The organism is Treponema sp. OMZ 840, from assembly GCF_050937815.1.
GTDB lineage: Bacteria > Spirochaetota > Spirochaetia > Treponematales > Treponemataceae > Treponema_C.
Genome location: NZ_JACDIJ010000009.1, coordinates 1 through 14,911 on the forward strand (window position 1 = coordinate 1; position 14,911 = coordinate 14,911).

The following is a 14,911-nucleotide window of genomic DNA, read 5'->3' on the forward strand; positions in this document are numbered from 1 at the left end:
AGGACGCTTTCCACTTTGTTAGGAAATGCCATTTACACAGATTTTGTGACAGGCTCGTTTTAAAAAAACAAGGGTGCGCAAGACCTAGAATCATCAGTTTTGCACACCCTTTAAAGATAACTAAGGCTATCGAGCCTTATACTTACTTACCGGAATTACAAGTCTGAATGCTTTGAGACCATACTGTGACGCATAGATTCTCTTGCCGTTCCTTGTAATCCACTTAGTAAATATTACAATTGAAGAACTATTTTTGTTCATAGTTTACTTCTCCTTGACAAATCGCAGAAGACACAGTAAACTATATCAGCTTGAGTTACTCGTCTGCTGGACTTGTCGCTTGTATTACTTGTTTCAATTGTTCTTTAGATTCGTCAGGACACTTGAAACAGCCTCATAAGGCCTTGAATGCTGGTAACATTCAAGGCTTTATTTTTTATAACTTCATTGCGTTTTTTCTCCATGTTTAATTTTAAGACCGCCCGAGTTCTCGCTTCCGCTGCACGCACCGAAACACCGTAAATATCTTTTACCTCCTGTACAGTTTTTCTATCTGAATAGTTACTTTCATACAAGGTACACAAAAGAGGAAGCAGCGTAACAATCGGCATGAGCAACGCGCCTGCGGCATGTTCTGCTTGCCACTCTGCGTCCTCATACGTTTTAATTGGACGCTCCGTATTTCGCCGTGCTGCCAACAGAGCGAGCTGCATCACAATCTTGCTATGTAAAATAATATGCCCTATTTCGTGTGCAAGTGTATATCGACTTCGGGGATTTTCATTTTCAAGTTCAATCATGAATTTTTCCGTTACTTCGATTTTGTTTGCAGGAAAATTCGTCTGAGCCTCGATTGATTCGAGGGGATATTCCTCGACAAGAACAATTTGACATCCGTGAGAATTCCATACAGCCCTTTCCATGTCTTCTTGTATGAGCCGTTCCGGTTCTATTAAATGGTGTGGAATATAGCCTGACAGATACCGCTCGACATAGTTTTCGATAGCCGCCGCGCTTAGCGGCGGCATAGGGTGTGTTTCCAGTAACATATTATTTTCCCCCTCCGTTTCGCAAGAAACTTTCCAGAGCGCTTATGGCTGCAGGGCTTTTTCGTGCTGCAGAAAATGCCTGTGCAAAAGCCCCTTCCCTTGCCGTTTCAAGCACAGCATTCTTGATGTCTTCTTGTAAAAGGCTGTTCAACTCATTAACATCTTCGTTGTAATACTTTGCGATTTTCGGTATCACCTCACTACGAGCTGGCTTTTTTGCGCCTGTCTCCAATTCTGAAAGGTACATGGCAGAAATACCAAGCGCAGTAGCGGCGGCACGAAGCGTCTCCCTTTTCCCGTTTACCCGTAAATCATAAATCCTTGTACCGAATTTAGACATATACACTCCTATAAAAATTTTACCTCTCTCCTATCCTTAGGGAATTATATATTATCTTACAAACTATGTCAATATAAAAAATAAATTACTTTTAGCTTACAAATGGCTTGAATTTAACCCCGCCAAACACTGTATAAAGGTGCTTGGCGAAAACGAAAAATACGCGCCGATAACTATTAAGGAAAACGGCGGGGATAATCTTATTGTCAATGGGCGGGTAATCTTAACAATGCACCGGGTTGTGTAACGTAGTGTGCAGCGGCGTTGTTTAACGGTATGTAAAAGGACAATATATTGACCTTTTGCTTAACGTGGTATATCATAATTAAACGGGGGTAAACATGGATAAATTGAAAGATTTATATTTATGGTTCGATAAAAACCGTGATAGAATAATCGAAGGACATGAAAATAAATTTGTCCTGCTTGCAAATGATACAGTAATTGATTATTACCCCAATATGGAAGCGGCATTGACAGGGGCGCAAAAAAACAACTTTAAAGTAGGTTCTTTTTTAATTCAACGCTGTATTACAAAAGAAGATGATACGCTTGTATATCACAATATGGCGGTAACTTTTGGCTAATGCGTTTACTTATAATATCCCCGATGACAAAAAAAAGTCAATCATAATTCCTGTCAAAGTTGGAATTCACCCGAACATAAACGGCTTCCCCGAAAACAGAAAGGTACTACTTGACGCAAAAGCATTGATAGATACGGGCGCTTCCGGTTCTTGTATAAGTAAGCAATTTGCTAATTCGGTAAAGTTGCCGATAATAAGTTATGGAGTAGTACGCTCCGCCCAAAGTTGCGATACAGTTCCTATTTATACGATAGATTTAGCTTTGCCGAATAACGTAATGTTTACCGATATTCAGGTTACGGAGTTTAACCAGCAATCGGAATTTGCCGTAATAATCGGAATGGATATATTTATGCATTGCGACATGGCTATTACCAACGCAGACAATAAAATGTGTTTTTCAATACGGATTCCGGCAGGACAAGAACATATTGATTTTACAAAAACATAGCTGTACACAGAATTGTATACAAAACTGCGGTTTGTAGCGTTATCCGTAGTGCAACGAAAGCGGTTAAATCTTTGTATTGCTTATCGCTACATATCACCATTTAACGGGCGGTTCGTTTTCAATTCCCCCCATCTCCAACCTTTGAATCCGTATATGTTCTCCGCGTTGTATAATCGAAACGGCAACACCGCGCACAATACGCAGCCGATAATAGCTTTTCGGCGTCTTCCATTAACCGTATCTTTTTGCTATACTGTTTTTAATATCATACACAGTGAGGACTTATGGCAGACACATATACGGCAGCGCTTGAGCGCAGTAACCGGCTTGAACGGGATATTCAAACAAATCCGAAAAAATATCGGGTATTGACCGGAGACCGTCCCACCGGAAGGCTCCACATAGGACACTATTTCGGTTCCCTGCAAAACAGGGTGCGCCTTGCACGTTTGGGAATTCCCGTCTATATTGTCATAGCCGATTATCAGGTTTTAACCGACCACGACGCTTTTGCCGAAATAGCTCAAAACACCAAACAGCTTGCAATCGACTATCTTGCGGCGGGCATCAAGCCGTCCGAAGACGTTTTTATTTTTCCGCACAGCTATGTGCCCGAAGCGAATCAGCTTATGCTGCCGTTTTTAACTTTGGTAACAAATGCCGAATTAAGCCGCAATCCCACGGTAAAAGAAGAAATCGGTTCGGCCGGCTTAAAAAGCGTCAATGCGGGAATGTATACCTATCCGGTACATCAAGCTTGCGATATTTTGTTTTGCAAGGCAAACCTCGTACCAGTCGGTAAAGATCAGCTTCCGCACTTGGAAATGACACGGACAATCGCGCGCCGCTTTAACGAAAAATTTTGTACCGACAAAGCCGCATTCCCCGAGCCGGAAGCTTTGTTAAGCAAAACGCCTTCCATCCTCGGTTTGGACGGAAGTCAAAAGATGAGCAAAAGCCGCGGAAACGCGATTATGCTTTCGGCAAACGAAGACGAAACGGCCGCCCTTATAAAAAAGGCAAAAACCGATTCCGAACGCTTTATCACTTATGAACCTGAAAAACGCCCCGAAGTTGCAAACCTTCTTATGCTCATTTCCCTGTGTACTGCAGAAGAACCTCAGGCTATTGCCGAAAAAATTGGAGAAGGCGGCGGCGGAAAATTAAAGGCTGTTTTAACCGAAGCTTTAAACGAAAAACTGCGTCCTCTTCGCGCCGAACGCAAAAAACTTGAAGCCGATGAAGCTTATATCCGTCAAGTGCTTACCGACGGCGCGCAAAAAGCGCAAAAAATCGCCGCCTGTACTTTGGAAGAAGTGAGGACGGTTATGAATATGAAAATATGAATATATCGGTTGCCTCGGCGGTTTACCGATATGCGGAGTGCGGGTCTATGAACCATACTGAAAAAGACGAAAAAAAATCAAGCGCCGTTTGTGTAAAATGCCTCGTTTCTGCCGGTGCGGTTCTTCCTTCGTATGAAAGCGAGGGTGCCGCCGGAGCCGATATACGGGCCTTCCTTGGTGAACCTCTATGTATAAAAAGCGGCTGTTATGCCGCGGTTCCTACCGGCCTTTGTTTTGAAATACCCGAAGGGTATGAAATACAGGTACGGCCCCGTTCGGGACTTGCCGCAAAAAAAGGTGTTACCGTTTTAAATGCGCCGGGAACCATAGATTCGGATTACCGCGGCGAAGTAAAGGTTATTTTAATAAATCACGGCAAAGAAGATTTTACCGTATCAAACGGAGACAGAATCGCCCAATGTATTGTTGCTCCGGTTTTGCGCGCCGAATTTACCGCAGCTGAAAATCTTTCGCAAACTGTGCGGGGTATGGGAGGCTTCGGAAGTACCGGGTTATGAAAACGTTTTTTTTACGCTTGCCTTTTGTTCGAGAGCGGCGGATGAAAAAAGTTTTGCTTCGCTATTTGTTTCGTGAACTCAGCGTATATTTTTGCGTATCGTTTTTATTTTTCTTTTTGATTTTTTTTGTCAATCATATTCTTTTAAATGCTTCCGATATATTGGAAAAAAGGGTGCCTTTAACTAAGGTTGCCTTGTTTATTTTTTATGCGCTTCCTTTTGTTATCGCTCAATCCGCCCCCTTTGCAACCTTGGTAGGATTTTTAATGTGTATCGGCCGTATGGTAACCGATAAAGAGTTTTTAATATTGCGTGCCTGCGGCATATCACCTTTTTTTGTTTTACTGCCTGTTGCCGTAACCGGTTTACTTATTTCCGTATTTTCGTTTATGGTAAATGACTATTTGCTTCCTTTGGGGACAATTTCGTACAATAAACTGTATATGTCTATTATTGTTTCCAATCCCGCCGTAGAACTGGAACCTCACTCGATAAAACGTACTCAAAATTCAACCCTTGTTATCGGAGATGTTTCCGGGCAACATGTATCGGATTTATTGCTTTTTGATACCGATTCTTCCGGTCAGCAGCGGGTTGTCATTTGTTCGGGCGCGGATATTGCCCCTCATAAAGACGATGCCGTTATAATGCAGCTTGATATGAAAGATGCGCTTGTTGTTTTTTTCGATCAAACGTATAGAGATTCCTTTGATTATATGCATTCAAGCCATGCAATGTTAAATGTATTTTCTTCATCGTTTTTGCCGACATTTGCCGGTAACAATCCTCAGGAAATGACATCTCATGATTTAAAACTGAAGTTAAAAGAAATGGAAACGTCCGGTTCCGGAGTAAACCGGTCCGTCCGCAATACATACCGAATAGAATATTACCGCAAATTTTCCCTTCCGTTCGGCTCTCTTTTTTTTGCTTTTTTGGCATTTCCTTTAGCGGCATTATTTGCAAAACGGAACGGTCAAACCGTCGGCTTGGTTATCGGTATCAGTATAGCCGTATTTTATTGGGCTTTGATGATTTTGGGCCAACAGTTCGGCTTTCGAAACGGCCTTAACGCTTTTTTTGCCATGTGGCTTCCGAATTTATTAGTCGGTATGTTTGCCCTTATCTTTTTTTTCTTTTTGGTACGCGAATGATTTTAATACGCTATATTTTGAAAAAGTTTATTCCCGTATTTTTAGGTGCACTCGGTTTTTTTTCCCTTGTTTTGCTCCTTATAGATTTGCTTACCAATTTGTGGCAATATATGCTCGAAGGAACGCCCGTGCCGGCCATACTTTATATTTGCCTTTTGTACCTTCCGAAAGCAATTTCTTTTTCAATACCCCTAGCGGTTTTGTTCGGAGCCGCCTTTACTCTCAGTTCTTTGTATGCGGCAAATGAGTTGACGGTGGTTTTTGCTTCGGGAATATCATTGTTTCGATTTACCTTGCCTTTACTTTTGTTTTCGCTTTTATTGAGCGTCGCATTTTTCTTTTTTGAAGATATTGTGACCGTTCCCTTTTACAAAAAAAAGATGGATATGCAAAAGCAAGCGCTCAATCAACCCGTTTCGTATGACAACGATCGTATCGTTGTGCTTTCCGAAGGCGGTTTTACCGTATATCGTGCCGATTATTATGATGATTTACAAAAACGCCTCTATGATCTTATGATTTTTATTCGCAATCCGGACAGAACATTAAACCGTATAATATCCGCCGACAGTGCATTGTGGGACGGCGATAAATGGATTTTTTTTAATGCGGTTACTTATACACATAAGGATTCGAAAATTATTTTTTCCGAAGGAAGCGATTTTATCTGTGTTGAAGAACCTGAAATCTTTAAAAACATTTCGGTTTCGGTTGAAGAAGTCGGTACCGCCCAGGCACGGGAATACATTGCAAAATTAAAGCGGACGGGCCTTCCTTATGCCGAAGAAAGTTCCTTGTACCATAAAAAATTTGCCTTTCCGCTTATTACCTTTATTGCCGTGTTCCTTTCCATCGGTTTGGCGGGAAAGTCGCGTAAAAATATTTTACTTATCAGTTTAGTATCCTGCGTGAGCGCTGCGGTCGCTTTTTACGTAACGCAAATGGTTACAATGCTGCTTGCACAATTCGGTTACATATCGCCCTTTGCAGGTGCATGGTTCCCCGTTTTTTTGTTTACGGGAATCAGCATTGCCCTGCTCCGTTTTGCGCGTACTTGATTTGATTGTAAAAAACACCGATTATTTTATAAGGATTATAATACATGAAAGAGATTTTTACCTGCACCCATAAAGACGAACATTGCGCGGCCCGCTGCGGCGTTTTGGAACTTCCGCACGGAAGCGTACAAACCCCCGTATTTATGCCTGTAGGAACAAACGCAATCGTAAAGGCTCTTACCAAAGACGATTTGAACGAAATAGGCTTTGAAATTATTTTGGCAAATACCTATCACTTGTATTTGCGTCCCGGAGCCGATGTTTTGGAAAAAGCCGGCGGTTTGCACGGGTTTTCGCAGTGGCAAAAAAACTTTTTAACCGACTCCGGCGGTTTTCAAGTGTTTTCTCTCGCACCCTTCCGTAAAATCACGCCCGAGGGAGTGCGCTTTCAAAGCCATATAGACGGTTCCAAACACTTTTTAACGCCCGAAAATGTTGTAGACATTCAATCCCGCTTTCAAAGCGATATACAAATGCAGCTTGACGTATGCACCGGCTACGGCATAAGCGAAAAAAAAGCGCTGGAAGCCCTGCGTATCACCGAAGATTGGACAAAACGCGCTTTCGAACGCTGGAATTGCCGAAAAAATGACGGCTATAAGGGCTTTTTATTTCCGATTGTACAGGGAAACTTTTATAAGGATTTACGAAAACGCAGTGCCGACTTTGTATCCTCGTTAAATCCTGCGGGAATCGCAATCGGCGGCCTTTCGGTCGGAGAACCGCCTGAAATTTACGAAGAATTCTTACATTACACCGCTTCTCTTTTACCTCATGAAAAACCGCGCTACGTTATGGGTATCGGCACCCCCGAATACATATTGGCGGCCGTCGGCGAGGGTATCGATATGTTCGACTGCGTGCTTCCTACGCGCAACGGACGAAACGGCTCGTATTTTACCAAAGACGGCCCTATCGCGATAAAAAAAGCGCAGTATGCCGCCGATTTTTCACCGATAGACAGCGAATGTACGTGCAAAATCTGTAAAACATATTCGCGCGCATATTTACACCACTTGTATAAACAAAACGAAATGGGCGCTTCTATGCTCGGAAGCTATCATAACCTTGCCTTTTTGCATACAATGATAAAAGAAATCCGCACGGCAATCAACGAAAACCGCTTCGACGATTACCGCCGCTCCTTTTTACAGCGCTACGGAGGAAATAAATGAAATCGAAATATAAAATCGGCCGCGCCGCCCTTTGGTGTGTGTGTTTGGTTTTATGCACCTTTGTTTTCAGTGCCGAAAAAGGCGCTGCAGCCGGCTCCGGCGGAGCAGGGGGTGCGGAAAATGTACAAGCCGAAGAAAAAAGTCAAACCGAAAAAAGAAAAGAAACCCTCTTATACGGACTTGAAGGAGAAGTCGTAAACCTCATCGATACCCTTATAAAAGAAGGCGAAGCGGAATTTTTACCCGAATTGCACAATGTATTCGCTTCGGCAAAAAGTACGGCTCTCAAAGATAAAATCATTACCTACTATACCGAATTCAAATATGAAGGCTTAAAAGACTATACTCTCGGCATTTTGGAAGATCCCTATGACGAAAAAAAATCGACGGTTATACTGCTTATACGGTACGCCGAAAAGCTTGCAATCGCCGAAGCCGCTCCCTTTCTTAAAGCGATTATCGAAAGTGAAAACGAAGCTTTTTTTGAAAGCGCCGTAAGCGCCCTCGGTACTATCGGGACGGGAGAAGATGCCGTCTTTTTTACCGAATTGTTTGCCGGCGATTTAAGCATTATACAAAAACAAAGTATTGCAAAAGCCTTGGGAAAATTAAAAGCCGACGAAAGCTGGGATATGCTTGTCGAAGCTGCGGAAAATGAAGATGAAAACACCTTTGTGCGTATGTATGCGGCCGAGGCTATCGGAAACATCCGCCCCGAAGAAGCCGGCGCAATCCTTTTACGATTGTTTGACAGTACCGACCCCAATTTGCGCCAATATGTCGTTAAGGGCTTTGCCAAAAATACTTCCGATGAAGCCCGGTCGGTGCTTTCGGCGGCTCTTAAAGACAATCATTATAAGGTCCGTTTGGAAGCCGTCGAAGCTGTCAAGGAGCAAAAATTAACCGACGCCGCAGCTTCTCTTTTATACCGGGCAAAAAACGATACGGAAGCCGCGGTAAAATATGCCTGTTTCGACGCTTTGTCATCTTTTCACGATGCGGACGGTGTCGAGTACATGATTTCCATTTTAAAGGAAGAAAAAAGAGGAGACACTCTCAAGGCAAAAATTGCCGCCTCTCTTTTGAAGTATGATGTAAAAGCGGGAGTCGACGCAGTGACGGCCCTTGCTTTAAAAACCGTCGGCGACGATAAAAAAAAGAACCTGCGGTACGCACTCGGAAAAGAATTCGCCAAATATGAAAATGCGGCCTTCGAATCCGTATGTGAAGCCTATATGAAAAGCAGCGACGTTGCAACCAAGGGAACGGGCTTGGATATATACAAAAAAAATCCCTTTGCGTCCCTTGAACCCCTCGTGCGCACCATAGCCGACGAAGACAAAGCCGCCCCCATGCGTGCAAAAGCCAAAGCATTGCTGGATACAGAGTAAAAAATACTTGATTTTTTCACAGCATAGGTTTAGAATTGATATCAGTTAGTTTATACTAATTTATGCCGTATTCTGATTCGTTATACATGACGGACGCACAAGTATAACAAGTACAACGAGTATAATAAGCATAATAAGGAGAAGTCGATATGTGTAATCTCAGTCAAGTAAAAAGCGATACCTTTGCCCGGATTACGGAAATTAACGGCGACAGCCATTTTCAAAGCCGCATTACCGCCATAGGCTTAACAATCGGAAGCGAAGTTAAAATAATTCAAAACAATAAAAAGCAGCCCATCCTTTTTTATAACCGCGATACACTGATTGCCTTAAACAGAAAAGAAGCCGAAAAAGTTTGTGCGGAGGTAATGTGAATATGAAAAATATAACTATTGCATTGCTGGGACAGCCCAATTCCGGAAAATCGACTTTGTTTAACGGGTTAACCGGTGCAAAGCAGCATGTGGGAAACTGGCCGGGAAAAACAGTAGAAAAAAAAGAAGGATATTTTACACACGGCGCAAGCCGGTATACCCTTGTCGATTTACCCGGCAGCTACGGTTTGTCCGCACATTCGGATGAAGAAATAATTACCGGCGAATACATTGCAAACGGAAAACCCGACTTGGTTGCACTTATAGCGGACGCATCCCAGCTTAACCGCAGTTTATTTATGCTTGCCGACTTTGCCGGTATACGAGTTCCTGCCGTATTGATTATGAATATGATGGATATTGCCGAGCGGCAGGGGAAAAAAATAGATATAGCGGGCTTTGAAAAAGAACTGGGCATTCCGGTTATTCCCCTGGTTGCCGCCGATAAAACATCTTATAAGGATTTGTTCGCTTTTTTGGACGGGTTTACGGGTAAAACCTTTTTAAACGAAGATTTTTCCGAAAATATGTATATCAACCGCCTTGGAGATTATTACGCAAAAATAAAGAATTGTATTCCGCGTGAAGGTATAGGAGTTTTTTCACAAACATGGATAAGCGTAAAGCTTATCGAAAAAGACTCAAAGGTAACGGAACTTGTACAAAGCAGCCTGCCTGATGAAATGTCCGCAAAAATAAAAGAGCTTTTAAAACAGGTTACAAACGGTAACTTGGATACGGGAAGCTGTAAATTTGAGCGGATTGATACGCTTATAAAAAATAATGTCAGCCAAACCGAGCATATGTTTACACGCAGTAAATTCGATATTCTTGCAACAAGCAAAAGATGGGGTAAACCGCTGGCGATAGGTATTATTATTGTAGGCCTTATAGCCTCGATGCTAATCGGTTTTCCCCTTATGGGCGTATTCGGCCTTACCGTTACATGGCTTGCAAAGCTTTTGGCCGCAGGATTGGCATCCCTCGGAACGTCCGATGTATTGATATCGCTTGTATGCGGTGCGATTATGACTGCCGTCGGTTTTGCGCTTCAAATGGCGAGCTTTGTATTCGGCGTAAGCCTTGTGTTCGGCTTTTTGGAAAACGTGGGTTATATGGCGCGCGTATCCTACGTGTTTGACGACACAATGTCTAAAATCGGATTGCAGGGAAAAGCCGTTATGCCTTTTTTAGTCAGTTTCGGCTGCAATATCGGCGGGGTAACGGGAACACGGATTATAGATTCGTGGGAACAGCGGGTTATGACCATAGCCCTGTCATGGGTTGTGCCCTGCGCGGCAACATGGGGCGTTATAGGTTTAATAAGCGGAACTTTTTTCGGAAAACAGTCGATTTTTATTATTTTAATTTTATTTGCAACGGCTTTTTTGCATTTTTTTATCACGTACACGGTTTTTAAAAAATCCCTTTACAAAGGCAAAAGCCGCAGCGGTATGATAATGGAACTGCCGCCCTACCATAAGCCGCATTGGAAAAATCTTTTTTCATCGGTTTTAAGCAAGATGGGCGATGTGTTAAAGCGTGCTTTAAGCATTATCGTATTGATTTCCGTTGTTTTTTGGGCACTTTCTTTTACGCGCGACGGCAATGTAACGAACAGCGTTATTTACAAAGTCGGCACGTTTATAGAACCCGTTACGCATTTTTTTGGGCTGCCCTGGCAGTTGTTTATGGCCTTTGTCGCTTCTGCGATGGGCAAAGAATCGGCACTCGGCGTACTGGCGTCCCTGTTTAATTCTTCCGGTATATGGCAGGCCGTTGAAGTGCGAAAAGCCGTAGATACCCTTGCGCTCGGTAATGAATTGCTTGCGGTTATATCGAAGGCGGAAGCCTTAGCCTTTCTTTTTGCCTTCTTTTTTAACATGCCCTGTCTTATGTCTTTGGCGGCAACCGCGCAGGAAACACACTCCAAAAAATGGACGCTGGCAATAGCTTTCTATTATATTGCCTTTTCTTTGATTTTATCGGGTATAGCATACAGAATAGGTTTATTGATTTTTTAATAAAACGCTTTAATAAAATCTTTTGTCTTTTTGCGTCCCGCCCTTGCGCACAATCGATAAAAAATGCTATAGTAAGCTTTGATAAATGCCGCAGCATGCGGCTGTTTAAACTATTACCGCCCGGAGCATTACCGCGCATTTTCAGCTTTGCGGGGCGGATAAGGAGATTTACTATGAGAAAATACTATATTGCCGGAAACTGGAAAATGAACAAAACAAAGGCCGAAGCGGTTGAGCTTGCCAAGGGCCTTGTCGCCGCTTTAAAAGACGGAAAAAACAAATACATGGTTGCCCCCTCGTTTACAAACCTCGATGCTGTTGCTCAGGTATTAAAGGGGTCCAATATTTTACTCGGTGCGCAAAACATGTCCACCGAAGAATCCGGCGCACATACGGGAGAAGTATCCGTACTTATGCTTAAAGATTTGGGCGTACAAGCCGTTATTTTAGGACACTCGGAGCGCCGCCACATCTATAAAGAAGACGATGCGATGATTAATAAAAAAGTCAAGCTGGCTTTAAAACACGGCTTGGAAGTCGTTTTGTGCATAGGCGAGCTTTTGGAAGAGCGCCAAGCAGGTAAAGCCGAAAAGGTGTGCGAAGAGCAAACCCGCAAGGGACTTGAAGGCGTCAGCGCCGCCGAACTTGCAAAAGTTACTATCGCCTACGAACCCGTATGGGCAATCGGAACAGGACAAACGGCAACCGCCGACGATGCACAGGCAATTCACGTGTATGTACGCAACATCCTTGCCGAAATGTACGGGCGCGAAGCGGCCGACAAGGTTATCATTCAATACGGCGGTTCCATGAAAGCCGAAAATGCCGCGGCTTTGCTTGCAAAGCCCGATGTGGACGGCGGTCTTATCGGCGGCGCTTCTCTTAAAGTCGATACCTTCGAGCCCATCTGCAAAACCTATTGATACTCTAAAGCGGGAGCTTTATGGATATGCACATTAAACAAGTAAAGACCCCCTTCCTTCCGTCAAAGCGCCGTTTCGGCGATAGGGCGGAAGGACGCCGTATCCGTTCTATAGAACCTATGGCGGTCGTTGCCCCCTTTATTATGCCCGACAGAATAGGCTCTCAAAACCTCTTTCAAGACAGTGTAAATCTTTCGGCCGTTGAGCATTTTGTACATAAAAAGCGGGAAGAGGGATTGGCAGGTTTCGGTATTATGCATGTACTTATAGCCGCCTATGTCAGGACCATTTCGCAGCGTCCGGGTATAAACCGCTTTTTAAGCGGATTAAGACTGTATGCGCGACACAACATAGAAGTCGTTATGGCGGTAAAAAAGGCAATGACTTTGGAAGCCGAAGAAACCATGATGAAATTCTTTTTCGATCATAGGGCGACGGTTACCGATATATTCAGCCAAATGACTGAAAAAATAGAAGCATATCAAAACAAAAAAGAAGAAAAAGAAAACGCCTTCGATAAACTTGCCCGCGTTCTCGGCTATATGCCGCGTTTTCAACTGAAGGGAGCAGTCGCGCTGTTAACATGGCTCGATTTTCACAATTGGCTTCCGGAACGCTTGCGCCGCTTAAGCCCCTTTCACTGTTCCGTCGTTTTTTCATCGATGGGCTCTTTGGGTATTCAGCCTATTTTCCATCACCTATATGATTTCGGAAACGCACCGGTTTTTATTACCTTCAGTACAGTGCGCAAGTCTACGGAAATTGCCCGCGACGGCAGTGTGCATAGAGTACGTCATTTGGATTTGGCGGTTACAACGGACGAACGCATTTGCGACGGTTTTTATTATGCTTCGGCTTTTCACGAACTGCGCAAATACTTAAAAAATCCCGAACTTTTGGAAAATCCGCCGGCGCAGGTAGTTGCGGATATAGATTAATTATAAAAAACGGCCCGAATACCTCACCTAAAGTTGAAAAAACGGCATTCGGGCTATAAAACATATCAGCCGGCTCTGTTTATTGCTTTCATGGAAGTCATATAGCCGCGAAGCTTTTTACCGACTATTTCAATCGGATGGCTTTGGATTTCGGCATTGACGGCCGTCAACTCCGCATTGTCCACTCCGTTATCTTCCGCATCAAGGCCTTTGCCGATAACATCGAGATTTACTTTTGACATAAAATCGGCAAGAAGGGGACGGCAGCTGTTGTCGAATAAATAACAACCGTATTCGGCCGTATCCGAAATAACCTTATTCATTTCGTACAGCTTTTTGCGGCTTATAAGGTTTGCAATAAGCGGTGCTTCATGCAAGCTTTCATAATAGGCGCTTTCCGCTTTAATGCCCGCATCCGTCATCGTTTCAAAAGCCAATTCGACGCCTGCTTTAAGCATAGCTGCCATCAATACTCCTTTGTCGAAGTATTCTTGCTCGCGGATGGGTGTATTCGTTGCGGGCGTTTGTTCAAAAGCCGTTTTTCCCGTTGCTTCGCGCCATTTTAAAAGATCCGCGTCACCGTTGCCCCAATCCTTCATCATCATAGAACTGAATGAACCGCTTATAATATCGTCCATTTGCTTTTTGTACAAATCCGACATAATCGCTTTTAATTCTTTACTCAACGCATGGGCTTTGAGTTTTGCGGGGTTGGATAGTCTGTTCATCATTCCCGTAATACCGCCCCATTTCATCGCTTCGGTAAGGGTTTCCCATCCGTATTGCACAAGCTTTGCCGCATAACCGGCATCGATGCCTCCGGCAACCATTTTGTCAAAGCATAAAAGACTGCCGGTTTGCAGCATTCCGCATAAAATAGTTTGCTCGCCCATCAAATCCGATTTTACTTCAGCTATAAAGGAAGATTCCAAAACGCCGGCACGGCTTCCGCCGGTACCGAAAGCAAGGGCTTTAACCGTTTCCCATCCCTTATGTTCCGGATCGTTTTCTTTGTGCACGGCAATAAGGGTAGGAATACCGAAACCGCGCTTATATTCAACGCGCAGTTCCGAGCCGGGCCCCTTGGGCGCCATCATAACAACCGTTATATCGGGACGGATTTTCATCCCTTCTTCTACAATATTAAAGCCGTGGCTGTACCATAAAACCGAACCTTTTTTCATAAGGGGGAGTATTTTTTCAAGTACCGATGAATGCTGTTTGTCCGGTGTTAAGTTTCCCACTACATCGGCTTGAGGAATCAGTTCTTCAAAGGTGCCGACTGTAAAACCGTTGTCCGTTGCATTTTTCCAGCTTGCGCGTTTTGTGTCGATTGCTTCTTTTCTGAGGGCATAGCTTACATTTAATCCGCTGTCGCGTAAATTCAATCCCTGATTTAGGCCTTGTGCGCCGCAGCCTACAATGACAATCTTTTTATTTTTCAAAACGTTACATCCGTCGTCGAATTCGGATTTTTCCATAAAACGGCAGTGTCCTAACTGCAATAAAGCTTCCCGCCAGGGGATTGCGTTAAAATAATTCGCTTTTTCCATGAGTTCCTCCTCAAGCACCTATCTTGATGT

Annotated in this window: 15 protein-coding genes; 12 read left to right on the forward strand and 3 right to left on the reverse strand. The window is 43.6% G+C overall.

Annotated features, from left to right (window positions below):
• Positions 1-374: 374 nt before the first annotated feature.
• Both H0R92_RS10575 and H0R92_RS10580 read right to left on the reverse strand, forming a co-directional pair.
• Positions 375-1,049, reverse strand: a complete 675-nt coding sequence (locus H0R92_RS10575) for an ImmA/IrrE family metallo-endopeptidase (RefSeq protein WP_432964353.1) — start codon at positions 1,047-1,049, stop codon at positions 375-377.
• Between the two features lies 1 nt (position 1,050).
• A complete protein-coding gene (locus H0R92_RS10580) occupies positions 1,051-1,389 on the reverse strand; it encodes a helix-turn-helix domain-containing protein (RefSeq protein ID WP_432964356.1) in 339 nt (112 codons plus the stop codon).
• Between the two features lie 341 nt (positions 1,390-1,730).
• Between H0R92_RS10580 and H0R92_RS10585 the strand changes: the two genes are divergently transcribed.
• The 12 genes from H0R92_RS10585 (at position 1,731) to H0R92_RS10640 (ending at position 13,328) form a co-directional block, all read left to right on the forward strand.
• Positions 1,731-1,976, forward strand: a complete 246-nt coding sequence (locus tag H0R92_RS10585) for a hypothetical protein (RefSeq protein ID WP_432964359.1) — start codon at positions 1,731-1,733, stop codon at positions 1,974-1,976.
• Positions 1,969-2,427, forward strand: a complete 459-nt coding sequence (locus tag H0R92_RS10590; protein WP_432964361.1) for a retropepsin-like aspartic protease — start codon at positions 1,969-1,971, stop codon at positions 2,425-2,427. The genes H0R92_RS10585 and H0R92_RS10590 overlap by 8 nt, the downstream gene beginning before the upstream one ends.
• Before the next feature lie 284 nt (positions 2,428-2,711).
• Positions 2,712-3,773, forward strand: a complete 1,062-nt coding sequence (trpS, locus tag H0R92_RS10595; RefSeq protein ID WP_432964364.1) for a tryptophan--tRNA ligase — start codon at positions 2,712-2,714, stop codon at positions 3,771-3,773.
• Between the two features lie 47 nt (positions 3,774-3,820).
• The gene (gene dut / locus H0R92_RS10600; protein ID WP_432964367.1) at positions 3,821-4,291 is read left to right on the forward strand and encodes a dUTP diphosphatase; all 471 of its coding nucleotides are present in this window, start codon (positions 3,821-3,823) and stop codon (positions 4,289-4,291) included.
• A gap of 41 nt (positions 4,292-4,332) precedes the next feature.
• Positions 4,333-5,445, forward strand: a complete 1,113-nt coding sequence (locus H0R92_RS10605) for an LptF/LptG family permease (RefSeq protein ID WP_432964370.1) — start codon at positions 4,333-4,335, stop codon at positions 5,443-5,445.
• Between the two features lie 17 nt (positions 5,446-5,462).
• On the forward strand, positions 5,463-6,503 hold the full coding sequence (locus H0R92_RS10610) for an LptF/LptG family permease (RefSeq protein ID WP_432964372.1): 1,041 nt from the start codon (positions 5,463-5,465) through the stop codon (positions 6,501-6,503).
• A gap of 44 nt (positions 6,504-6,547) precedes the next feature.
• Complete coding sequence (tgt, locus tag H0R92_RS10615) at positions 6,548-7,678, forward strand: tRNA guanosine(34) transglycosylase Tgt (RefSeq protein ID WP_432964375.1); 1,131 nt, start codon at positions 6,548-6,550, stop codon at positions 7,676-7,678.
• Positions 7,675-9,069: a HEAT repeat domain-containing protein gene (locus H0R92_RS10620; RefSeq protein WP_432964378.1), complete on the forward strand. Its 1,395-nt coding sequence runs from the start codon at positions 7,675-7,677 to the stop codon at positions 9,067-9,069. Before tgt ends, H0R92_RS10620 begins: the two co-directional genes overlap by 4 nt.
• A gap of 149 nt (positions 9,070-9,218) precedes the next feature.
• A complete protein-coding gene (locus H0R92_RS10625) occupies positions 9,219-9,443 on the forward strand; it encodes a FeoA family protein (protein ID WP_432964381.1) in 225 nt (74 codons plus the stop codon).
• 2 nt (positions 9,444-9,445) lie between these two features.
• Complete coding sequence (gene feoB, locus H0R92_RS10630) at positions 9,446-11,467, forward strand: ferrous iron transport protein B (RefSeq protein WP_432964384.1); 2,022 nt, start codon at positions 9,446-9,448, stop codon at positions 11,465-11,467.
• A gap of 173 nt (positions 11,468-11,640) precedes the next feature.
• Complete coding sequence (gene tpiA, locus H0R92_RS10635; RefSeq protein WP_432964387.1) at positions 11,641-12,390, forward strand: triose-phosphate isomerase; 750 nt, start codon at positions 11,641-11,643, stop codon at positions 12,388-12,390.
• Positions 12,391-12,416: 26 nt separating this feature from the next.
• Entirely contained in the window at positions 12,417-13,328 is a 912-nt protein-coding gene (locus H0R92_RS10640; protein WP_432964390.1) for a hypothetical protein, read from the forward strand.
• Between the two features lie 65 nt (positions 13,329-13,393).
• Here H0R92_RS10640 and ilvC read toward each other — a convergent pair whose 3' ends face one another.
• Positions 13,394-14,881 (reverse strand): ketol-acid reductoisomerase, encoded by a 1,488-nt coding sequence (gene ilvC, locus H0R92_RS10645; protein ID WP_432964393.1) that lies wholly within the window; start codon positions 14,879-14,881, stop codon positions 13,394-13,396.
• Positions 14,882-14,911: the final 30 nt, after the last annotated feature.